Annotated in this window: 19 protein-coding genes and 3 pseudogenes; 14 read left to right on the top strand and 8 right to left on the bottom strand. The window is 72.0% G+C overall.

The window, feature by feature from the left end; translation table 11 throughout:
- Positions 1-740 (top strand): annotated as a pseudogene (locus ABZ281_RS05650) (serine/threonine protein kinase); the annotation flags it as partial.
- Positions 741-965: 225 nt separating this feature from the next.
- Here the strand turns inward: ABZ281_RS05650 and ABZ281_RS05645 are convergent.
- On the bottom strand, positions 966-1727 hold the full coding sequence (locus ABZ281_RS05645; protein ID WP_356652419.1) for an SLATT domain-containing protein: 762 nt from the start codon (positions 1725-1727) through the stop codon (positions 966-968).
- Between the two features lie 276 nt (positions 1728-2003).
- Between ABZ281_RS05645 and ABZ281_RS05640 the strand changes: the two genes are divergently transcribed.
- The 3 genes from ABZ281_RS05640 (at position 2004) to ABZ281_RS05630 (ending at position 3691) form a co-directional block, all read left to right on the top strand.
- A complete protein-coding gene (locus ABZ281_RS05640) occupies positions 2004-2345 on the top strand; it encodes a YbaB/EbfC family nucleoid-associated protein (protein WP_078885280.1) in 342 nt (113 codons plus the stop codon).
- A 94-nt stretch (positions 2346-2439) separates the two neighbouring features.
- Complete coding sequence (gene recR / locus ABZ281_RS05635; protein WP_107456242.1) at positions 2440-3039, top strand: recombination mediator RecR; 600 nt, start codon at positions 2440-2442, stop codon at positions 3037-3039.
- Positions 3032-3691: a DUF5063 domain-containing protein gene (locus ABZ281_RS05630; protein ID WP_356652416.1), complete on the top strand. Its 660-nt coding sequence runs from the start codon at positions 3032-3034 to the stop codon at positions 3689-3691. The genes recR and ABZ281_RS05630 overlap by 8 nt, the downstream gene beginning before the upstream one ends.
- A 4-nt stretch (positions 3692-3695) precedes the next feature.
- Here the strand turns inward: ABZ281_RS05630 and ABZ281_RS05625 are convergent, their stop codons facing one another.
- Positions 3696-4532, bottom strand: coding sequence for a PhzF family phenazine biosynthesis isomerase (locus tag ABZ281_RS05625; RefSeq protein WP_356652414.1), 837 nt, complete (start codon positions 4530-4532; stop codon positions 3696-3698).
- Between the two features lie 172 nt (positions 4533-4704).
- Between ABZ281_RS05625 and ABZ281_RS05620 the strand changes: the two genes are divergently transcribed.
- Entirely contained in the window at positions 4705-5232 is a 528-nt protein-coding gene (locus tag ABZ281_RS05620; protein ID WP_356652412.1) for an SgcJ/EcaC family oxidoreductase, read from the top strand.
- A gap of 6 nt (positions 5233-5238) precedes the next feature.
- On the opposite strand, the gene ABZ281_RS05615 is transcribed toward ABZ281_RS05620, so the two are convergent.
- Together ABZ281_RS05615 and ABZ281_RS05610 are read right to left on the bottom strand one after the other, a co-directional pair.
- The gene (locus tag ABZ281_RS05615) at positions 5239-6597 is read right to left on the bottom strand and encodes a HAMP domain-containing sensor histidine kinase (protein ID WP_356652410.1); all 1359 of its coding nucleotides are present in this window, start codon (positions 6595-6597) and stop codon (positions 5239-5241) included.
- Complete coding sequence (locus ABZ281_RS05610; RefSeq protein WP_356652408.1) at positions 6594-7355, bottom strand: response regulator transcription factor; 762 nt, start codon at positions 7353-7355, stop codon at positions 6594-6596. The genes ABZ281_RS05615 and ABZ281_RS05610 overlap by 4 nt, the downstream gene beginning before the upstream one ends.
- Before the next feature lie 233 nt (positions 7356-7588).
- Here ABZ281_RS05610 and ABZ281_RS05605 point away from each other — a divergent pair, with 233 nt between their 5' ends.
- From ABZ281_RS05605 to ABZ281_RS05590, 4 genes are all read left to right on the top strand, one after another.
- Positions 7589-8863: an aspartate kinase gene (locus tag ABZ281_RS05605; protein ID WP_356652406.1), complete on the top strand. Its 1275-nt coding sequence runs from the start codon at positions 7589-7591 to the stop codon at positions 8861-8863.
- Positions 8863-9948 carry an aspartate-semialdehyde dehydrogenase gene (locus ABZ281_RS05600; protein ID WP_356652404.1) on the top strand — a complete coding sequence of 362 codons (1086 nt, stop codon included), beginning with the start codon at positions 8863-8865 and terminating at the stop codon, positions 9946-9948. Before ABZ281_RS05605 ends, ABZ281_RS05600 begins: the two co-directional genes overlap by 1 nt.
- Positions 9949-10487: 539 nt before the next feature.
- Positions 10488-11063, top strand: coding sequence for a SigE family RNA polymerase sigma factor (locus ABZ281_RS05595; protein ID WP_356652423.1), 576 nt, complete (start codon positions 10488-10490; stop codon positions 11061-11063).
- Positions 11060-12229, top strand: a complete 1170-nt coding sequence (locus ABZ281_RS05590; RefSeq protein ID WP_356652402.1) for a hypothetical protein — start codon at positions 11060-11062, stop codon at positions 12227-12229. The genes ABZ281_RS05595 and ABZ281_RS05590 overlap by 4 nt, the downstream gene beginning before the upstream one ends.
- Positions 12230-12272: 43 nt before the next feature.
- Here the strand turns inward: ABZ281_RS05590 and ABZ281_RS05585 are convergent, their stop codons facing one another.
- The 3 genes and pseudogenes from ABZ281_RS05585 to ABZ281_RS05575 form a co-directional block, all read right to left on the bottom strand.
- Positions 12273-13067, bottom strand: a complete 795-nt coding sequence (locus tag ABZ281_RS05585) for an SURF1 family protein (protein ID WP_356652400.1) — start codon at positions 13065-13067, stop codon at positions 12273-12275.
- Positions 13068-13155: 88 nt separating this feature from the next.
- A pseudogene (locus ABZ281_RS05580) lies at positions 13156-13528 on the bottom strand (nuclear transport factor 2 family protein).
- A gap of 65 nt (positions 13529-13593) precedes the next feature.
- Complete coding sequence (locus ABZ281_RS05575; RefSeq protein ID WP_356652398.1) at positions 13594-14418, bottom strand: class I SAM-dependent methyltransferase; 825 nt, start codon at positions 14416-14418, stop codon at positions 13594-13596.
- A 101-nt stretch (positions 14419-14519) separates the two neighbouring features.
- Here ABZ281_RS05575 and ABZ281_RS05570 point away from each other — a divergent pair, with 101 nt between their 5' ends.
- A complete protein-coding gene (locus ABZ281_RS05570) occupies positions 14520-16388 on the top strand; it encodes a prolyl oligopeptidase family serine peptidase (RefSeq protein WP_356652396.1) in 1869 nt (622 codons plus the stop codon).
- Positions 16389-16430: 42 nt separating this feature from the next.
- Here the strand turns inward: ABZ281_RS05570 and ABZ281_RS05565 are convergent.
- Positions 16431-17207: pseudogene (locus tag ABZ281_RS05565) on the bottom strand (NAD-binding protein); the annotation flags it as partial.
- Between the two features lie 369 nt (positions 17208-17576).
- Here ABZ281_RS05565 and ABZ281_RS05560 point away from each other — a divergent pair.
- The 4 genes from ABZ281_RS05560 (at position 17577) to ABZ281_RS05545 (ending at position 21266) form a co-directional block, all read left to right on the top strand.
- Positions 17577-18500 (top strand): permease, encoded by a 924-nt coding sequence (locus ABZ281_RS05560; protein WP_356652421.1) that lies wholly within the window; start codon positions 17577-17579, stop codon positions 18498-18500.
- Positions 18497-19204, top strand: coding sequence for a TIGR03943 family protein (locus tag ABZ281_RS05555; protein ID WP_356652394.1), 708 nt, complete (start codon positions 18497-18499; stop codon positions 19202-19204). Before ABZ281_RS05560 ends, ABZ281_RS05555 begins: the two co-directional genes overlap by 4 nt.
- Before the next feature lie 64 nt (positions 19205-19268).
- A complete protein-coding gene (locus ABZ281_RS05550) occupies positions 19269-19679 on the top strand; it encodes a hypothetical protein (protein WP_356652392.1) in 411 nt (136 codons plus the stop codon).
- Between the two features lie 342 nt (positions 19680-20021).
- Complete coding sequence (locus ABZ281_RS05545; RefSeq protein WP_356652390.1) at positions 20022-21266, top strand: SpoIIE family protein phosphatase; 1245 nt, start codon at positions 20022-20024, stop codon at positions 21264-21266.
- Positions 21267-21359: the final 93 nt, after the last annotated feature.

Below are 21359 nucleotides of genomic sequence, written 5' to 3'. Positions count from 1 at the left end.
CGCAGCTGCAGACGCCCCCGCCCCCGGACCCGGCGTACGGCCACCCCCAGCAACACCCCCAGCCCCACCCCGCCTACGGCGGCCTCGGCTCCACCCCGCCCTACGGCCCGCCGCCCTACGGAGCGACCCCGCCGTACGGCCCCCCGCAGCCGCAGCAGCCGCAGCAGCCGCGGGGGAACGGCCGTTCCACCGCGCTGCTCGTCGTGATCGCCCTGGTCGTCGCGCTCGCCGCGGGCGGGTCGGTGTACGCGCTGATGCAGGACGGCGGCGACGACCGGGCCGACGACGGCGCCGGCCCGACGCAGGGCACGAGCGCCCCGCCGACCACCCCGGGCCCGTCCCCGACGACCTCGCAGCCGGACACCTCCCCCTCCCCGACGGACGGCACGATCCCGACCGGGTACCTCGGCACCTGGACCACGACCATCGACAACGCCGACGGCGAGCACAGTCGTTCGCTCACCATCCAGCAGGGCGGACCGGGTGACACGGTCCTGTCCCTCGTGGCCGACGGCCCGACCAAGGGCGGCGGCGACTACCACTGCGTGTTCGAGGGACAGTTGACCGCACCACCCGGGGCCGACGGCGCGCTGGAGATCGGCCCGTCCACCGTGAAGGTCGGTCAGCCGCGCACCGCCTGCACCCCGGGCGCGGCCACCGAGGTCACCCTCCTGCCGGACGGCACGCTCGAGCGCGTGAACACGAGCAGCGGGGAACGGCTGACGTACGTGAAGCAGTGACCGACTCCCGGCGTTTGGATGGGCGTTGAAGGTCCGGCGGCGTCCGTCCCGCTCAGCTGCGGGCATGCGTGCCGCCAGGGCGGCACGGGTGGGCGCAGCGGCACCCCGCGCCGCCGGGCTGCGGACCCACCCGACCCCAGCAGCAACGCGGAGCACCACGCGCCGCCGAGCTGTCGCACTCACCCGACCCCGGCGAGAAGGGCGAGCACCGAGAGCCCGACCGGCTCACCGCGGCTCCGGAGGCCGCTGCCGAGGCATGTTCGGCCGGGCCGCCCCATGCGGCGGCGGCACCGTGAACCGCCCGTTCACCCCCACCTCGGCCCCGCGCCCCGGCCCGGGGAACACCGCCGCCTGCAACCCCACCGGCGCGGCGCCGCCCGCCCGGAACTCCCCCATCCAGTCCGCCGTCTCCACCCGCACCAGTTCCGTCAGGTCCTCGGAGAACCTCCGCAGCACCCCGAGGCACCGCTCGGCGGCCTCCCCGGCCGTCCCCTCCGCAGGACCCAGCACCTCCCGCACGCTCTCCGCCGCCCAGTCGAACTGGAGAGTCTGCAAGCGCCGCTGCACGGCCTGCGCGGTGGCCACGTCCCGCATCCACCCGGACGTCACTCCGAAGTACCGGTCGACGGCCACACACGCCGCCCCCAGCAGCAGCGCCAGACACCCCCAGGGCGCGATCCCGCCCGCTACCCCGGTCAGATCCAGCAGGGGCAGCGCGACCCCGGTCACTGCCCCCACCGCGGCCCCGCAGCGCAGTACCCGCGCGCACCTCCGTTTCCACACCCGGTCCGCGAGGTACCAGGCCGCCGTCCGCAGCGCCCCGTGCTCCACCCACCGGTACAGCTCGTCCAGCCGGAGCGCCGGCTCACCCCAGTCCCCGAGCGGGAAGACCCGCCCGGTCAGATCGCCCGGCCGCAGCCCGGCCGCGGGCTGCTCGCCCCGCCCGTCCTGAGGCGGCCCCTCGGGCTGCATCTCCGGCTGACCCACCCGGCACTCCTCACTGACCACGGATGACCACGTACGGTTCACTCACCGATCACGCTGCGCGATGGACGGAAGCCCGCACCCTGCACGCGCCCGACCCTTCCTACCTCCCAACGGGTGGCGAAGACGTAGCTTTCGCCTCTTTTCCGCCCGGAAGTATTCCTTGATCGGGTATAGGGCGCGAGGGGGACTCACTCGAAAGAGTGCCGGGGCGACGGCAGCCCCGACCACGTAGGCTCGTGCCGAACGGGAAAACCCGTACCGAGCAAGGAGCTGATCGTGATCCCCGGTGGTGGCCAGCCCAATATGCAGCAGCTGCTCCAGCAGGCCCAGAAGATGCAACAGGACCTGGCACAGGCGCAGGAGGAACTGGCGCAGACGGAGGTCGACGGGCAGGCGGGCGGCGGTCTGGTGACGGCCACCGTCACCGGCGCCGGAGAGCTGCGCGCCCTGAAGATCGACCCGAAGGCGGTGGACCCCGAGGACACCGAGACCCTCGCCGATCTGGTCGTGGCGGCCGTGCAGGCGGCCAACGAGAACGCGCAGGCGCTCCAGCAGCAGAAGCTGGGCCCGCTCGCGCAGGGTCTGGGCGGCGGAGGTATTCCCGGCCTGCCGTTCTGACCCGGCACACCGCCTTCCTCGGACAGGCGGCAGACAACTACGGTACGTACGGGACGGTGCGTACCGACCCCGAAGACCCAGGAAGGGCAGTCCGTTGTACGAAGGCGTGGTCCAGGACCTGATCGACGAGCTGGGACGGCTGCCCGGCGTCGGTCCGAAGAGCGCCCAGCGGATCGCCTTCCACATCCTGCAGGCCGAGCCGACGGACGTACGGCGTCTCGCGCAGGCCCTGATGGAGGTCAAGGCGAAGGTCCGCTTCTGCGCGACCTGCGGCAACGTCGCACAGGAGGAGCTGTGCAACATCTGCCGCGACACCCGCCGCGACCCGGCCGTCATCTGCGTGGTCGAGGAGCCGAAGGACGTCGTGGCGATCGAGCGCACCCGTGAGTTCCGGGGCCGCTACCACGTCCTGGGCGGCGCGATCAGCCCGATCGACGGGGTGGGCCCCGACGACCTGCGTATCAGGGAGCTCCTGGCCCGGCTTGCCGACGGCTCGGTCACCGAGCTCATCCTCGCCACGGACCCGAACCTGGAAGGCGAGGCGACGGCGACGTACCTCGCCCGCATGATCAAGCCCATGGGCCTGAAGGTCACCCGCCTGGCCAGCGGCCTCCCGGTGGGTGGGGACCTGGAATACGCGGACGAGGTCACCCTCGGCCGCGCCTTCGAGGGGAGACGACTCCTAGATGTCTGACGCCACGCTGCACGCGACCGACCAGAACCCGGACGATTTCGCCGTCCAGATCGCGGACCAGATCGAGAGCTTCCTGGTCGCCGTCACGGAGGTCGCGAAGGGCGACGAGCCGGAATCGGCGGTGCCTTTCCTCCTCCTGGAGGTCTCCCAACTCCTCCTGGCCGGCGGCCGGCTCGGCGCGCACGAGGACATCGTGCCCGACGAGCGCTACGAACCCGACTCGGGCCCCGAGCCGGACGTCGACGCGCTCCGCGAGAACCTGGCCCGCCTGCTGGACCCGATCGACGTCTACTCCGAGGTCTTCGACCCCTACGAGCCCCGCAAGGCGCCCGTGCCGGCCCGGATCTCCGACGACCTGGCCGACGTCATGGCCGACCTGCGCCACGGCATGTCCCACTACCGCGCGGGCCGCACCAGCGAGGCCCTGTGGTGGTGGCAGTTCTCCTACTTCTCCAACTGGGGCTCCACGGCTTCGGCCACTCTCCGGGCCCTGCAGTCGATCCTCGCCCACGTCCGCCTCAACCAGCCCCTCGCCGAACTCGACGGCCTGGACACGGACCAGGGCATGGGCGACGACACCCTGGAGATCGAGGCGGGCCGGGTGATGGCGGAGGAGATCGCCGGGCCCCTGGGTCTGCGCCCGGCGAAGTAGCCGGTCAGATCCGAACGGCCGTGCCGGTGACGCCGATTCCGCTGTGCGGGTCCGCCGGTACCGTCACGGTGATCGTGCTCGGCCGTCCCATGTCCACGCCCTGATGGATCGTCAGCGTTGCGGGGGTCGGCACGAGTTCGAGTTCCCTCAGGTAGCCGCCGAACGCGGCCGCCGCCGCTCCCGTCGCCGGGTCCTCGCTCACGCCGCCGGGCGGGAACGGGTTGCGGGCGTGGAAGAGGGTGGGTGACTCGCGCCGGACCAGGTCGATGGTGGTCCAGTCCCGGCGGGCCATGAGGGCGCCGAGCACGGCCATGTCGTAGTCGAGGTCCGCCAGCCGGTCCCGGCTCGCGGTGGCGATGACCGGGTGCCAGGCCCCGGCGAAGGCCACCCGGGGCGGCAGAGCCGGGTCCAGGTCCTCGGCGGACCAGCCGAGGATCGCCAGCAGTTCGGCGAGGTCGGCCTCTTCGAGCGGGACCGTGCGCGGCGCGACGCTCACCAGGGTCGCCACGAGCGAGCCGTCCGCCGCCCGGTCCGTGGTGACGGTGACCGGTCCGGCCTGGGTGCGCAGGTGCAGCCGCCCGGTGCCGTGCCGCTCCGCGTGGGCGACGGCCGTGGCGATCGTCGCGTGGCCGCAGAACGGCACCTCGGCGAGCGGGCTGAAGTACCGGATGTCCAGGGGGCCGTCGCCGGAGTCCACCACGAACGCCGTCTCCGAATAGCCGACTTCGGCCGCCGTCGCCAGCATCACCTTGTCGTCGGCGCCGCTCGCGTCGAGTACCACCCCGGCGGGGTTGCCGCCCTTGGGATCCGTGCTGAACGCCACGTAGCGAAGCATCTCCATGCCCAGACGGTAGCGCCCGGCCCTCTGCCACGCCGCGTGATTTGGAGGCTCCTTGTACGTGCGCTGTACGCGGCCTGCACGGCCCCTAACCGGTGAAACGCGAGGCTGGAGTCACTTCCACCGCAGAGAACGCGGAGGCAAGCCGACTCCCTTCGATCTCACTGGAGATGTCATGAACCGTCGCCCCGCCCGCCGGCACATAGCCGTCGCCGTAGCCGCCACCGCAGTCCTGGCCGCCGGCACCCTCGCCGTCAGCACCGGGGTTGCCGGGGCCGACTCCCGGGGCCAGGGCGAGAAGCAGGCCAAGCCGGTGACCAAGGCGCAGGTGCTCGGGCTGTTCGACCGCTGGAACGCCGCGCTGCAGACCGGTGACCCGAAGAAGGTCGCCGACCTGTACGCGAAGGACGCGGTCCTGCTGCCGACCGTCTCCAACCAGGTCCGCACGGACAGAGCCGGGATCGTCGACTACTTCGAGCACTTCCTGCAGAACAAGCCGGTCGGGACCAAGGTCGAGTCCGTCGTCAACGTCCTCGACCGCGACACCGTCATCGACACCGGTGTCTACGCGTTCTCGCTCACCGACCACGGCACGGGCGAGAAGAGCACCGTCAAGGCCCGCTACACCTACGCCTACGAGAAGCAGCCGAACGGCAGGTGGCTGATCGTGAACCACCACTCCTCGAAGATGCCGCAGGGCTGAGCCCGGTCAGCCGCCGCCCCGGTGGGACGCCCGGAGCGTGATCGTCACGCACAGGCCGCCACCGGGCGAGTCCGTCAGCGCCACGGTTCCGCCGTCGTCCGTCGCCAGTTGCCTGACGACGGCGAGACCGAGGCCGGAGCCGGACTTGCCGGTCAGGCCCTGGCCGCGCCAGAAGCGGTCGAAGGCGCGGGACTTCTCGGCGTCCGACATGCCGGGCCCCTCGTCCAGGACCGACACCCCCACCACATCGCCCCCGGCCTCCACCCGCACGGTGATCGTTCCGCCGTCGGGTGAGACCTCCAGGGCGTTGGAGAGCACGTTGTCCAGCATCTGGTCCAGATGACCGGGACTGGCCAGCACAGACGGCCGGCCGTCGGCACTCCCCCTGAGCGCGATGGTGACTCCGCGCTCGTCGGCGGCCGGTCTCCACACGGCGAGCCGTTCCCGCACGATGTCCATCAGCGGGAGCGGCTCGGCCGCGGTCACCTTCGCCTCGGCCCGTGCCAGCACCAGCAGCCCGCTGACCAGCCGGCTCATCCGGACGACCTCGGCCGTCGCCTGCTCCACGTCCTCCCGTACGAACTCGTCGTCCGTCCCGTCGGCGATGTTGTCCAGGGACAGCCGCAACGCCGTGAGCGGGGTGCGCAGTTGATGGGAGGCGTCCGCGACGAAGATCCGCTGGGCCGCGATCAGGGTGTCCAGGCGTTCGGCGCCCTGGTTGAGCGTGCGCGCCAGGGTCTGGGTCTCGGGCGGGCCCGTCACGGGGGAGCGGGCGGTCAGATCGCCGTCGCTGAATTTGCTGGCCATGTCGTTGAGCTGGCGCAGCGGCCGGGTGAGGCGCCGGGCCACCCCGACGCCGAGCAGGGCGGCCACCCCGAGGACGAGCACGGCGAGGATCGCCCGGAAACCCCAGATCTGCCACAGCCGGCTGGTCATCTCGTCGGTCGAGTACACGATGCGTACGGCGCCGACGATCCGGTCCGTGCCGGCCGCGCGGGCGGGCACCGTGATCACCAGCTCGGGGCCCCAGATGAAGGAGGAGCCCCAGTCGGTCGTGGGCCTGCCCTCCTTCAGCGCCCGGGTCAGTGACGCGTCCGAGGCCGGGCGGGGCAGGTCCGCCGGGCAGCTCGCGGTGCGGGTCACCTGGATCTCGTCGTCGTAGGCCCTGGCCATCTCCTCCAGGGCCTGGCAGGAGGCGGCCCGGCCGTCGCCCAGCAGCAGGGCCATGGCGTCGGCCTCGCGCAGGACGGCCGACCGGGTGTCGTTCCGCAACTGGTCCGTGAGCGTGAACGCCACCGGCACGGTGAACAGCGCGATGGCGACGGCGACGAGCAGGACGTAGCTGCGGACGAGCTGGCGGATCATGAGGCGCCGCCGCTCCCGCCCGTGCCGCCGCTCCCGCCCGTGCCGCCGTTCCCGCCCGTGCCGCCGGCGTCGCTGTCGGTGTCCCTGGCGATCTCCAGTCGGAAGCCGACCCCGCGCACCGCCTCGATGGTGACCGCCCCCGCGAGCTTGCGCCGCAGCGCCGCGACGTGGACGTCCAGGGTCTTGGTCGGTCCGAACCAGTTCGCGTCCCAGACCGCTTCCATGATCTGCTCGCGCGACATCAGCGCCCCGGGCTCCTCGGTGAGGAAGGCCAGCAGGTCGTACTCCTTGGGCGCGAGGGCGACCTCCTCGCCGTCCAGGCGCACCCGGGCCGCCTTGCGGTCGATCGTCAGGCGGGTGCCGTAGCGGTCGGGGCCGGTGTCGGGCGTCCCCGCGGGGGTGCGCGGCTGCGTGCGGCGCATGACCGCCCTTATCCGTGCGATGACCTCCCGGACGCCGAACGGCTTGGAGACGTAGTCGTCCGCGCCGAGTTCCAGCCCGACCACCCGGTCCGTCTCGTCGCTGCGGGCGCTGATCACGATGATCGGGACGTCGCCCCGCTCGCGCAGCGCCTTGCAGACGTCCAGGCCGTCGGTGTCGGGCAGGCCGAGGTCCAGCAGGACCACCTCATAGGGGCCCTCGTGCTTCAGGGCCGCCCCGCCGGTGGTGACCCACTCGACCTCGAAGCCGTAGCGCCTGAGGCCACGGCGCAGGGACTCGGCGACCGGTTCATCGTCTTCCACCAGGAGTACGCGCACAGCCGAACCCTAGTGCTTGAAAGTTGTGTGACCGGGCCGATGTCACGTGCGATTGTGACGCCGGGCACTTTCTCGAGTGGCCTGTGCCCAGATGGGCATGAGCGACTCTGGACGGGCGGACGAGATCTCACCATGCGATATCGCGGAGGGGTTTTTCGGACGCTCGTTAGACTGAGCCGACCGCGGTACGAATGCGTATGAGCGGATAGAGACGGATTGAGCGAGGAGCGCACGTGGGCCTTGTCGTGCAGAAGTACGGAGGCTCCTCCGTAGCCGATGCCGAGGGCATCAAGCGCGTCGCCAAGCGAATCGTGGAAGCGAAGCAGAACGGCAACCAGGTGGTTGCCGTGGTTTCCGCGATGGGCGACACGACGGACGAGCTGATCGATCTCGCCGAGCAGGTTTCCCCGATGCCTGCCGGGCGCGAGCTCGACATGCTGCTGACCGCCGGAGAGCGGATCTCCATGGCCCTGCTGGCCATGGCGATCAAAAAGCTGGGCCACGAGGCCCAGTCGTTCACCGGCAGCCAGGCGGGTGTCATCACCGACTCGGTCCACAACAAGGCCCGGATCATCGACGTCACGCCGGGCCGCATCAAGACCTCGGTGGACGAGGGCAACATCGCGATCGTGGCCGGTTTCCAGGGTGTCTCCCAGGACACCAAGGACATCACCACGCTCGGCCGCGGCGGCTCCGACACCACGGCGGTGGCTCTCGCCGCCGCCCTCGACGCCGACGTCTGTGAGATCTACACCGACGTCGACGGCGTGTTCACCGCCGACCCGCGCGTGGTGAAGAAGGCCCGGAAGATCGACTGGATCTCCTTCGAGGACATGCTCGAACTGGCGGCGTCCGGGTCGAAGGTGCTGCTCCACCGCTGTGTGGAGTACGCCCGCCGGTACAACATCCCGATCCACGTCCGGTCCAGCTTCAGCGGACTTCAGGGCACATGGGTCAGCAGCGAGCCGAAGCAAGGGGTAAAGCAGGTGGAGCAGGCTCTCATCTCCGGTGTCGCGCACGACACCTCCGAGGCCAAGGTCACGGTCGTCGGCGTGCCGGACAAGCCGGGCGAGGCGGCCTCGATCTTCCGCGCGATCGCCGACGCCGAGATCAACATCGACATGGTCGTGCAGAACGTGTCCGCCGCCTCCACGGGTTTGACGGACATCTCCTTCACGCTGCCGAAGACCGAGGGCCGCAAGGCCATCGACGCGCTCGAGAAGAACAAGGCCGGCATCGGCTTCGACTCGCTGCGCTACGACGACCAGATCGGCAAGATCTCCCTCGTCGGCGCCGGCATGAAGACCAACCCGGGCGTCACGGCCGACTTCTTCACCGCCCTGTCCGACGCGGGCGTGAACATCGAGCTGATCTCGACCTCCGAGATCCGCATCTCGGTCGTCACCCGCGCCGACGACGTCCCCGAGGCCGTCCGGGCCGTGCACTCCGCGTTCGGGCTCGACTCCGACAGCGATGAGGCCGTCGTCTACGGAGGCACCGGCCGCTGATGGCCGAACCCCGAACGGACGCCCGGACCGGCCGGTCCGGGCGTCCGACGCTCGCCGTCGTGGGAGCGACCGGAGCCGTCGGCACGGTCATGCTCCGGATCCTGTCCCAGCGGGCGGACGTCTGGGGCGAGATCCGGCTCATCGCCTCCCCGCGCTCCGCCGGCCGCAAACTGACCGTGCGCGGCGAGGAGACCGAGGTCGTGGCCCTCAGCGAGGAGGCCTTCGACGGGGTCGACGTCGCCATGTTCGACGTCCCCGACGAGGTCGCCGAGCGATGGGCGCCCCTCGCCACAGCCAAGGGCGCGGTGGTGGTCGACAACTCCGGCACGTTCCGGATGGACCCGGACGTGCCGCTGGTCGTGCCCGAGGTCAACCCGCACGCCGTGCGGATGCGCCCCCGCGGGATCATCGCCAACCCCAGCTGCACGACGCTCTCCATGATCGTGGCCCTGGGCGCGCTGCACGCCGAGTTCGGGCTGCGCGAGCTGGTCGCCTCCTCGTACCAGGCCGTCAGCGGCGCCGGGCGCACCGGCGTGGCGACCCTGCGCCGGCAGCTGTCCCTGGTCGCCGGCACGGAACTGGGCGTCCACCCCGGCGACGTACGCCGGGCCGTCGGGGACCACACCGGGCCGTTCCCCGAGCCGGTCGCGCTGAACGTCGTGCCGTGGGCCGGCACGGCGCAGGAGGACGGCTGGTCCTCGGAGGAGCTGAAGGTGCGGGACGAGTCCCGCAAGATCCTCGGCCTGCCGAACCTCCCCGTGGCCGTTACCTGTGTCCGGGTGCCGGTGATCACCACCCACTCCCTGACCGTGCACGCCTGCTTCGAGGGCGAGGTCACCGTCGACAAGGCCCGCGAGATCCTCGCCACCGCGCCCGGCGTCGTGCTGTTCGACAACCCGGCCGCGGGGGAGTTCCCGACCCCCGCCGACGTGGTCGGCACCGATCCGACCTGGGTCGGGCGGGTCCGGCGGGCGCTGGACGACCCCACGGCGCTCGAACTGTTCGTGTGCGGGGACAACCTGCGCAAGGGTTCCGCGCTCAACACCGCGCAGATCGCCGAAGTGGTGGCGGCCGAGCTGTCCTGACCCGGCCGAGCCGGCCTGACCGGGTGGTCGCCCGGGTTTCGTGAAGTTTCGCGGCGCCGAAAACCACGGCCGATGTCAGAGGCGGTTTGTAGGATCTGTGCACGACATGTGAGCCGGTTAATGGTCCGGACCACTTGTCCGTGGCGCTTCGGCATCAGAGGATTGATCTCCCCGTCCTCCGCAACCGTGCGGAGGGCGGGGAGCGTCTTTGCGGTCGCCCTTCGGCCGTGGGAGCGCTTCATCAGGCGTGGGGACGCCTGGAACCGGGCGTGGGGACGTCCGTTCACATTTGGACATAGGGGAAGAGCGGGACGCATGAGGGCATTTGATGCACCATCGGTTGTGCTGCCTGACGCGGGTAGACCGTCGACGGCGACGGTCGGCGTGAAAGTGATGCCCGGCGCGTACAACCCTCACAGGGGTCAGCGTGTCCAACAGGCGTGGCAGAGGTACTCGACTTCAGCGCGGCACGCGGCACGGTCCTTCGACCGCCCCGTCCGGCGGCTCTACGACCCCGCATGGCCGGTACGCCCGGTGGCATGCCGGTGATCGCGCCCGTGCCCGCAGCGCGGCCGGCCCGCATACCCAATCAGCGCGACGGCGCGGAGGACGGCCTCGCGGCCGGCACCACCGTCGACCACCTCACCGAGACCTACCGGGCGCACTACCGCTCGCTGTTGGGTCTCGCCGCGCTCCTCCTCGATGACACGGCCTCCTGCGAGGACGTCGTCCAGGAGGCGTTCATCCGTGTCCACTCCGCCCGCAAGCGGGTGCGCGACCCCGAGAAGACCCTGGCGTACCTGCGCCAGACCGTCGTCAACCTCTCGCGCTCCGCGCTGCGCCGCCGCATCCTCGGCCTGAAGCTGCTGTCGAAGCCCATGCCCGACATGGCCAGCGCCGAGGAAGGCGCCTACGACCTGCTGGAGCGCGACTCCCTCATCAAGGCGATGAAGGGGCTGCAGCGCCGCCAGCGCGAGGTGCTGGTGCTGCGCTACTTCGCTGACATGACCGAGGCGCAGGTCGCCGAGACGCTCGGCATATCACTGGGCTCGGTCAAGGCCTACGGCTCGCGCGGTATCGCGGCGCTCCGGGTCGCCATGGAGGCGTCGGCATGAGTGACGGCAACGGCACGGGCGGCAACGGGCGCGACCGCCCCGAGCCCGCCGAGCGCCTCGACGAGTGGCAGGCGCCGACCAGGCTCCACGGGCAAGATCCGAAGCAATCGCACGCTGGGAACGGAACTGTGAACCACGGCCCCGACGACCAGAGCCCCGAAGGGTTCGACTCGGACGAGCTGGACCTGCGCAGGATGCTGCACCAGGTGGTGCAGGAGGTGGAACCGCGCGACGGCACCCTGGACTACCTCCGCAAGGCGGTACCGCAGCGGCGGACCCGCAAGCGGCAGGCCGTCGTCGGCATGGCCGCCGCCGCGCTCTTCATCGGCACCGCCATCCCCGCCCTGGTGCACGTCTCCAACGCCACCGGCTCCGACGCCAACCCGTCCGTCGCCGGGCACGCCTCCGAGACGCAGGGCGGCGCGAGCCAGGGCAAGGGCCCGGACGGCGGCGAGAGCACCGCGGGCGGCTCCTCCGGCAAGGCCGAGGGCAAGGACAAGGGCGACAAGAAGCAGAAGGACGAGGACAAGGGATCCGGTGCCTCCACGGGCGCGTCCCAGGGTGCCGACCCTTCGTCCACCACCGCCGCCGGCATCCCGGCGTGCACCTCGGCCCAGCTCGGCCCCGCCTCCGGAGGCAGCAACGCCCCCGACTCCACGGGTGCGGTCTCCGGCTCCTTCCGCGTCACCAACGTCTCCGCCGCGGCCTGCACGGTCACCGGCCCCGGCTCGGTGAGCGCGCTGCCGCAGGGCGCGGCCGACATCAGCAAGGTCGGCTCGGCCCGGCACGCCGCGGGCGACGCGGCGGCCGGTCTCCTTCCCGACCCCTCCCTGGAGGCCGCCCAGCTGGTCCTCCAGCCGGGCATCGGCTACGACGTGAAGTTCGCCTGGGTCCCCTCCGAGACCTGCCCCACCCCCGGCGGCAGCGTCGGCGGCCCCGACCCCAGCCCCGACCCCACCCCATCGGACGACCCGGCGGCCACGAGCGGCACCTCCACCGGCGGCGACACCGGCACGGCCCCCCAGCTCGCCAGGGAGGACGGCACGGTCGACGGCAGCGTTGCGGTGACCTACACCCCGGTCACGGGCTCGGGCGCGACGTCGGTGACGGTGTCCAACGCGTGCGCGGGGACGGTGTACTGGACGGGCGTGCTGGCGGGGTCGTGACCGCGGGGTCGCGGACCCACCCCCGCCCGGACCCGGACGCCGCTCACTTCACCGCGGCGTCCACGGCGACGGGCTCCCCTTCCGCCACCAGCCCCAGCTCCGCATCCCGCGCGGACTCCACCTCGCGCCGCAGCAGCCGGAACCACATGAAGATCACGAATCCCACGAAGGCGAACCACTCGGCGGTGTAGCCCAGGTTCTGGAAGGCCTTCAGATCCAGCCCCGAGTCCGGCGGCGCGGCGGCCGGCACGGCCTTCATGCCCGAGTCGCCCTTCTCCAGCGTGACCCACGCGTCGTACACGTCGTACGGCACCAGGTTCACCAACGACGCCGCGCTGATCGCCGAGGTCTGCCCGGCCGGCAGCCCGCCCTGCGCACTGACCCCGTTGTCCCCGGGCGTCTCCGACGCCTGCAGCGCACCGGTGATCGTGACTTCACCGGCCGGGGGAGCCGGAATCTTCGCCGCGTCGGCGGAACCGGGCAGCCAGCCCCGCACCACCGGCAGCGCCTCGCCCGAGCCGGTCCGCAGCAGCGTCAGCACGTAGAAGCCCTGCTTGTCGTCGAGCTCCCGCCCGGGCACCAGCAGCTGCTCGCCGTACGTCCCGCTCGCGGTGACCAGCTTCCCGGATGTCGCCTTGTCCACCGGCAGCATGTCCTTCAGCGGCCGGGGCGCCTCGTGCCGGGCCTCGGAAACCTGCTCGGTCGCGGTCCGGTGATCCTGCACACGGTCCTCGAACCGGCCCAGCTGCCAGGACCCCATGAAGATGCAGAAGGGGATGGACAACAGCACGAAGACGTTGATCCCCCACCATCGGGGCGTCAGCAGAAACCGGTACACACCCCCACGGTACGGGGGTGCCGGGCAGGGCCCGGCTGCGGGGTCGGCAACGGGGCGGGGCGGCGGGCGGTTCCGGACGCCGGGCCGCTCAGTACCGCTCGGCCAGGTGCTCCCGGCCCGCCGGGGGCTCGTACGGCTCGGGCCAGAAGTCGGTGACCGCGGATATCCGGCCCGCTCCGTCCTCGGTGAAGAAGGAGATCGCGTCCCTCTCCTCCGGCCCCACAGTGAAGTGGGTCCAGGTGACGACCTGTCCGGGTTCGGCGACGAGGCGCTCGACGCTCAGATGCCAGTCGCCCGGATACTCGCGGTTGAACCGGACGTACTGCTCCCGGCCACTGTTCCTCCCGCGTCTGGGGCATGGTGTAGACGACGTCCTCGGACAGGATGCCGGCGAACGCGGTCCGGTCCCGGGCCTCGGCGGCGGCCCAGAACCTGTCGACGGCCCTGCGTAGATCGGTCATGCCCAGAAGTCTGCACGCCCCCACTGACAATCGGCCTTGATCTGCGCCAACGCCCCGGCCGAGGCTCAGTCCTTGCGGGCCCGGATCGAGTACATCAGCGGGATCCGCGGCCGGTGTGCCGGGAAGCGGAAGTAGCCGTCGCGCCGCTCGAAGCTCCCGAACCGCCGGAACAGCGACACGTCGTGCTCGTGCAGGAACTCGATCCGCAGCCCGGCCGCCGCGAGCGCGGAGACGACCTCGCCCACCGGATGCTGCCACTCGACCCGCCGGCTGTGCGTGAACTCGGCGCCCTCGGCCGCGTAGGACCCGGCGCTCTGTTCGACCCAGGCGTCCCGGGCGAAGTAGTCATGCGTGATCCGCGAACCGGTCTCGTCGTCGAGGACGTCGGTGAGCGGGTGGAACTCGGAGAGGTAGAGGAACCCGCCCGGGGCCACGAGCGCCGCGACGGTCTCCGCCCAGCGCCCGATGTCGGGCAGCCAGCACAGCGCGCCGACGCCCGTGTACACGATGTCGTACGACGGGTCCGGGACCGCGGCCGCCGCGTCGTACACGTCCGCCGTGACGAACGCCGCCCGGTCCGGTCCGAGACCGAGGTCCCGCGCGAGCCCGCGGGCCAGGTCGATCGCGGGTTCGGAGAAGTCGAGACCGACGACGCGGGCGGCGCCGTGCCGGGCCCAGGACAGCGTGTCGAGGCCGATGTGGCACTGAAGGTGCAGCAGAGAGCGGTTGCCGACGTCGCCGACCTCGGCGAGCTCGAAGTCGCGCAGCGGGTCCTGACCGGCCCGGAAGGCGTCCAGATCGTAGAAAGCACCGGCCACGTGCAGCGGCACCCGCTCGTCCCAGTGGGCGCGGTTGGCCTCGTTCCAGTCGGCCGGGGTGGGGGAGTACAAGGGGGCGACTCCTGACCTGCTCGGAGGGGGACCGGTGGAGGTTGTCCACAGGCTGGGGACCTCGCCGGCGAATTGTCGGCCGGGGCGGGCAGTATGGGTCCATGACTGAGAGCAACGGGTCCGCCGCGCGGGATCAGCGGGACCAGCACGAGCAAGCGGTACAGGCGGGACGGCAGGAGCGGATGCCGGACTGGGAGAAGCGCTTTCGGGCGCCCCGGGTGTCCCTGCCCGACTGGGCGGAGGACGCGCCGGACCGCTCCCTGTTCGTCTCGAACGCGACCGGGACGTACGAGCTGTACGCCTGGGACCGGGCGACGGGCGAGCAGCGCCAGGTGACGGACCGGCCCAACGGCACGACGGACGGCGTGCTGTCCCCGGACGGCGCGTGGATCTGGTGGTTCGACGACAAGGACGGCGACGAGTTCGGCGTGTGGCGCCGCCAGCCCTTCACGGGCGGCCCGGACGAACCGGCCGCCGCGGGCCTGGACGCCTCCTACCCGGCCGGCCTCGCCCTCGGCCGTGACGGGCGTACGGCGGTCGTGGGCCGTTCCACGGACGATGACGGCACGACCATCCACCTCGTGCGTGCCGGCGAGGACCCGGTGGAGATCTACCGCCACCGCGAGTCGGCCGGCGTCGGCGACCTCTCCCACGACGGCTCGCTCGTCGCCGTCGAGCACACCGAGCACGGCGACGCGATGCACTCGGCGCTGCGCGTCCTGCGCCCCGACGGCACTGCGGTCGCCGACCTCGACGACACCGAGGGCGGCACCCGCGAGCTGGGCCTGGAGGTCCTCGGCTTCGCCCCCGTCGACGGCGACACGCGCCTGCTCATCGGGCACCAGCGCCGGGGCCGCTGGGAGCCCCTGGTGTGGGACGTGGCCACCGGCGAGGAGACGGACCTGGCGCTGGAACTGCCCGGCGACGTCAGCGCCGAGTGGTACCCGGACGGCAGCGGCCTGCTCATCGCGCACAGCTTCGAAGCCCGCAGCGAGCTGTTCCGCTACGACCTGGCCGGCCGCGCCCTGTCGGAGATCCCGACCCCGCCGGGCACGGTGTCCGGTGCGACGGCACGGCCCGACGGCAGCGTGGAGTTTCTGTGGTCCTCGGCGGCCGAGCCGTCGGCGGTGCGTTCCACGACCGGCGCTGTCGTACTCGACCCGCCCGGCATGAAGTCGCCCGGCTCGGTGCCGGTGGAGGACGTGTGGGTGGAGGGCCCGGGAGGCCGCATCCACGCCCTCGTCCAGAAGCCGCAGGGCGCGACCGGCCCGTTCCCCACGGTCTTCGACATCCACGGCGGTCCCACCTGGCACGACAGCGACTCCTTCGCCGCGGGTCCGGCGGCCTGGGTCGACCACGGCTACGCGGTGATCCGTGTCAACTACCGCGGCTCCACGGGCTACGGCCGGGCCTGGACGGACGCCCTGAAGCACCGTGTCGGTCTCATCGAGCTGGAGGACATCGCCGCGGTCCGCGAATGGGCCGTCACCTCCGGCCTCGCCGACCCCGACCGCCTGGTCCTCACCGGCGGCTCCTGGGGCGGCTATCTCACCCTGCTCGGCCTCGGCGTCCAGCCCGACGCGTGGACGCTGGGCATCGCGGCGGTGCCCGTCGCCGACTACGTCACGGCGTACCACGACGAGATGGAAGCGCTGAAGGCGATGGACCGCACGCTCCTCGGCGGCACCCCCGAGGAGGTCCCCGACCGCTTCGAGGCGTCCTCCCCCCTCACCTATGTCGACGAGGTCAAGGCCCCGGTCTACATCTCGGCCGGTGTCAATGACCCCCGCTGCCCGATCCGCCAGATCGAGAACTACGTCAAGCGCCTGGAGGCGCGAGGCGCGGTGCACGAGGTGTACCGGTACGACGCGGGACACGGGTCGCTGGTGGTGGACGAACGGATCAAGCAGGTGCGGCTGGAGCTGGAGTTCGCGGAGAGGCATCTGAAGGGGCGGGGGAGCGCCCATTAGATCGAGGGAGGGGCCCGGGGTGGTGTGGCGGCTGCGGGGCGCTTGCTCCAGGACGACGGTCCCGCGCCCGGTCGCCGCCGCCACCGCCGCGTCGTCCGGCAACAGGTGCGGACCGTGCTCCCCGCTGCCCTCGGAGCCGTCCGCACCGGCCGGGTCGTTGCTCGTCGCGGACAGCAGCGCCAGGGTGCACAGCCCCGGGTCGGCCACCTCGCCCTGCCGCGGCGGCTGTCGTTCCACCGCACGCAGCACGAGCCCTTCCGTCTGGGCGACCTTGCTGGTGCCCACGAGGGCGGTGGCGGCCAGCGCGGGCGCGGCCGTGTCGGCGTCGGACAGCACCGTCGTCGATGCGTCGAGGCCCGACCCCTGCCCGTCCCCGGAGGCCACGGCGGCGGTCTGGTCCAGCAGTTCCTCGATGTGCTGCCCCAACCGCCGGTTGTAGAGCCGGAGTACGAGGCGGAGGCGGGGGTTGAGCCGACGGGCGGTGAGGGCGGCGCGGATGTTGGTCTCGTCGTCGTGGTGGACGAGCGCCAGGGCCGCCGCCCGGTCGGCTCCCACCTCGGTGAGGACGGCCTCGGTGATCTCCGGAGCCGCCACGACCTGCTCGTTCGAGGCCGGTTCACCGCTCGTGCCGGTTCGGTTGACCGCCGCGTTCACGACCCTGTCGAGCAGCGCCGCCGAGGCCGCCCGGGCCCGTCCGACCACGGGCTGGCGCACCCGTCCCCCGGAGGGCGGTACGACGAGCGTGACCTGCTCGCCGTAGACACCGCGGAGTTCGGCGGCCAGCCGGTGCGCGAGCCCGTCGTCACCGCACACGATCATGTGCGTGGCCGGATCAGTCGGCTGACCTTGGTTCGGAACGCTCCCCACGAGGAGAAGACTGCCTCACCGGGACGGCCCGTTCCAGAAGGGGACGCTGTGGCGTGAACGCCCGGCCGTCGCCGTCCGTACGCAAGGGGAGGGAATGGGGCAACGCCCCCGCGCACCACCGGAGGTACCGGGCCCGTGGCCATCACGAAGACCGCCCCGCAGGACGGCGCAGAGCTCGGGGACGCCGAGAGGGAACGCGGCGGGGATCCGCAGAACGACACCGAGCGCGGGGACGCCGAGGGCGGGCGAGCCGAGCCTGGGGACACCGCGCCGGACGGCGGCAAGGAAGAGGAGGCCCGACACCTCGACTCCGCGCTCCTCCTGACCCTTCTGCTGCTGACGGCGGTGATGTTCCAGGATCCGGTCCGTGGGGCCCTGGCCGCACCGGTGATGCAGAGCTGGATGACGGTGTTCGTCGCGGTCATGGTCCAGGCGCTGCCGTTCCTGGTGCTCGGGGTGCTGCTGTCGGCGGCGATCGCGGTGTTCGTGCCGCCGTCGTTCTTCGCCCGGGCCCTGCCGAAGCACCCGGCCCTGGCGGTCCCGGTCGCGAGCGCGGCCGGCGCGGTGCTGCCGGGCTGCGAGTGCGCGTCCGTGCCGGTGGCCGGCGCCCTGGTCCGCCGGGGCGTCACACCGGCGGCGGCCCTGGCCTTCCTCCTCTCGGCGCCCGCCATCAACCCCATCGTGCTGACGGCGACGGCCGTGGCGTTCCCCGGCAAACCCGAGATGGTCCTGGCCCGCTTCGTCGCCAGCCTGCTGGTGGCCTGCTCGATGGGCTGGCTCTGGCACCGCCTCGGCCGCACGGACTGGCTGCGCCCCCCGGCCCGCGCGTCGTACGAGGGGCAGAGCAAGGGTGCGGCCTTCTGGGGCTCGGTCCGCCACGACGTGACCCACGCGGGCGGTTTCCTGGTGGTCGGCGCCATGGCCGCGGCGACCCTGAAGGCGGTGGTCCCGGCGGACTGGCTGGGCGTCGCGGCCGGCCATCCCGTGCTGTCGGTCCTGTTCCTCGCGGGCCTGGCCGTCCTGCTCTCCATCTGCTCGGAGGCGGACGCGTTCGTGGCGGCGTCCCTGACCCAGTTCTCCCTGACGGCCCGTCTGACGTTCCTGGTCGTCGGCCCGATGATCGACCTGAAGCTCTTCGCGATGCAGGCGGGCACCTTCGGCCGCGCCTTCGCCCTGCGCTTCGCCCCCGCGACCTTCGCCCTGGCCGTCGTCGTATCGGCCCTGACCGGAACGGTCCTGCTGTGAACCGCCTGGCCCAGACGGCCCTCCTCTTCCTGCTCGGCGCGACCCTCCTGCACGCCGGCACGACCGACCTCTACCTGCGCTACGTCAAGGAGGGCCTGCGCCCCCTGGTCCTCCTGGCGGGCGCGGTCCTGATCATCACGGCTGCGGCAACCCTCTGGTACGACCGCCGCAGCGCCCCCGCCCACGACCACCACCGCGAACCCCGCATCTCCTGGCTGCTCACGCTCCCGGTCCTCGCCCTGATCCTGGTCGCCCCGCCGGCCCTGGGCTCCTACAGCGCGGCGCACACCGGCACGGCCCTGACCAAACCCTTCGGCTTTCCGGCCCTCCCCACCGGCGACGCCCCCCTCCGCCTCGCCGTGGCCGACTACGCCGGCCGCGCGATCTACGACGACGGCCGCGCCCTCCGCGACCGCGAGCTGAAGATCACCGGTTTCGTCACCCTGGACCGCAAGGGCGCCCCCTACCTGGTCCGCATGGGCCTCAACTGCTGCGCGGCCGATGCCCAGCCGGTCAAGATCGCCCTGACCGGAAACGTCCCTCCCGTCCTGCGCCCGGACACATGGCTGGAGATCACCGGAACCTACACACCCCGCCGCACGAAGGACCCGGTCAACGACGGCCCGGTCCCGTACCTGGAGGTGACGACGGCGAGGCCGGTCCCCACTCCGCACGACCCGTACGACGAGACGTGGAACACCTGAACCGTTGTATGGCGGGAACCTGTTGGGGTACTCGGAAGGAACCGCTGATCAGCGAGGGGCAGGCATGACCACACTCCACGGCGAGCACACGGTGGGACTCGGCCGCCCGCTCCCGCCCGAGGCGGTCCGCGCGGAACTGGCGAAGGCCGACCACCGGGCCGGCCTGACCCTGGCCACCCTGGGCGCGGCCCTGGCCGCCCTCCTCACCGCGATCACCGCCGGCGTCATCACCCCCACCCAGTACGCCGCGATCCCCCAGCTCCTCCTGTGGACGGGCTGCGCGGCCTGCGCCCCGTCCCTGGTCCTCCTGAGCCTGGCCACCCGGTCCCATCCGGCCACCACTGCCGAAACCCCGCCCGAGCTCCTGACCCGCACGACCCACACGAAGCGCCGCCGCATACACCACGCGATGGCATGGGGCGCGGCGTTCCTCACACTGACCCTCGCGGGGACACTGGTGGGCATGCTTGCCTAGTGCCGCGGCAGGCAACGTTTGCCCGTTGAGGAGCGGCGTTTGGTGCGTGCTCTCGGCGTGCCGGCCGGAAGCCCTCGTACTGGACGTACTTGGGGTTTCGGCCGGTGCGGCGAGTGGGGGTATCCCCTGCTCGAGCGGAGTCGAGAGCGTGGGGGAGCGTGCCGGGCGTCGTGACGGGGCGAACGTTGCCTGTTGCGGCACTAGACCGCGTCCGCCGCTCTTGTCCACGGCAGGGCCGCCCGAGTGACTCAAGGACTCTCGCCGAGGGTGATCGTCCGACAGCGTATTGTGTTCGCTCCTATGATGGAGCACAGTGACGGTCGGCACCGAGACGGGCAGCACATGACGGAACCGCAGGTCGATTACGAGGCGGTCTTCCGCGCCCTGCCCGGCATGGTGGCTCTGCTCACCCCCGACATGGTGTATGCCGACGCCAACGAGGACTTCCTCCGGCTGGCCGGGCGCACTCGTGAGCAACTGCTGGGCCGCTACATCTTCGATGTCTTCCCCGAGAACCCCAACGATCCGGCCGCGGCCGGCATGCGGGAGACCCAGGCGTCGATGCTCCGCGTGGTGGCCACCGGCGAGCGCGACACCATGGCGCTGCTGCGCTACGACATCGAGGACCCCGAGCGGCCCGGCCACTGGGTCGAACACTTCTGGAGCCCCGTCAACGCACCTGTGCTGGGCCCGGACGGGCGGGTGACGCTGATCGCGCACCGGGTGGAGGAGGTCACCGAGCTCATCCACGCGCGCGCCCGAGCCCGCGGCGGCACGGGCGGCGGGAGCAGCCGGGCCCGCGTGCTGGAGGCCGAGCTCTACACCCGCTCCCGTGAACTGCAGGAAGTCAACGAACGCCTGCGTCTGGCCCATGCGCGTGAGCGCGAGGTCGCCCTGGCCCTGCAGGCGGCGATGCTGCCCGCCCCGGATCCGGTCGGGCACCATCGGGCGGCCGTCCGCTACCGGCCCGCCGTCGGCACCCTGAACGTGTGCGGCGACTGGTACGACCTGGTCGTCCTGCCCGGCGACCGCATCGCCGTCGCTGTCGGCGATGTCGTCGGCCACGGCCTGGAAGCGGCCGGTGTCATGGGGCAGCTGCGCAGCGCTCTGAGCGCGGCTGCTCGTGTCGCCGACGGCCCGGCTCGGGCGCTGGAAGCCCTCGGACTGTACGCCCGCCACGTCGACGGTGCGGAGTCGAGCACGGTGGTGAAGGCCTACATCGACTGGGAGACCCACACCCTCACGTACAGCAGCGCGGGCCACCCACCCCCCGCCCTGCTCCACCCCGACGGCACGGTGACCTTCCTGGACCAGGCGACCGATCCGCCTCTCGGCGCGCGCCCGGAACACGTGCCGCGGCCGGAGGCTCGTACGGTCTTCGCCGAGGGCGCCACCCTGGTCCTCTACTCCGACGGCCTGATCGAACGCCGGGACGAGGACATCGACACCGGCCTGGCCCGCCTCGCCGACTCCCTCGCCCGCCATGGCAGCGCCGACCCCGAGACCCTGGCCGACACCCTCCTGTCCGACCTCCTCCCGCCCTCCGGCAACACCGACGACACGGCACTGGTCATCATCCGGCTGTGAGCCGTGCCGGGGCCGGCGGCCATCCGGACCGGTAGGGGTGGCCTGCTCGACGGTCCGGGCCGTGGCCTCGCCGCACCTCGGACACACCATCCC

This window comes from Streptomyces sp. NPDC006265, from assembly GCF_040613555.1.
GTDB lineage: Bacteria > Actinomycetota > Actinomycetes > Streptomycetales > Streptomycetaceae > Streptomyces.
The sequence above is the reverse complement of the archived record's forward strand: the minus strand, read 5'-3'. Positions and strand labels throughout refer to the sequence as shown.

Coding starts and splice junctions, on each gene's coding strand:
- ABZ281_RS05630 (WP_356652416.1), top strand. CDS start 3,032: ATGTCTGACGCCACGCTGCACGCGACCGACCAGAACCCGGACGATTTC.
- ABZ281_RS05625 (WP_356652414.1), bottom strand. CDS start 4,532: ATGGAGATGCTTCGCTACGTGGCGTTCAGCACGGATCCCAAGGGCGGC.
- ABZ281_RS05620 (WP_356652412.1), top strand. CDS start 4,705: ATGAACCGTCGCCCCGCCCGCCGGCACATAGCCGTCGCCGTAGCCGCC.
- ABZ281_RS05615 (WP_356652410.1), bottom strand. CDS start 6,597: ATGATCCGCCAGCTCGTCCGCAGCTACGTCCTGCTCGTCGCCGTCGCC.
- ABZ281_RS05600 (WP_356652404.1), top strand. CDS start 8,863: ATGGCCGAACCCCGAACGGACGCCCGGACCGGCCGGTCCGGGCGTCCG.
- ABZ281_RS05595 (WP_356652423.1), top strand. CDS start 10,488: ATGCCGGTGATCGCGCCCGTGCCCGCAGCGCGGCCGGCCCGCATACCC.
- ABZ281_RS05590 (WP_356652402.1), top strand. CDS start 11,060: ATGAGTGACGGCAACGGCACGGGCGGCAACGGGCGCGACCGCCCCGAG.
- ABZ281_RS05570 (WP_356652396.1), top strand. CDS start 14,520: ATGACTGAGAGCAACGGGTCCGCCGCGCGGGATCAGCGGGACCAGCAC.
- ABZ281_RS05550 (WP_356652392.1), top strand. CDS start 19,269: ATGACCACACTCCACGGCGAGCACACGGTGGGACTCGGCCGCCCGCTC.
- ABZ281_RS05545 (WP_356652390.1), top strand. CDS start 20,022: ATGACGGAACCGCAGGTCGATTACGAGGCGGTCTTCCGCGCCCTGCCC.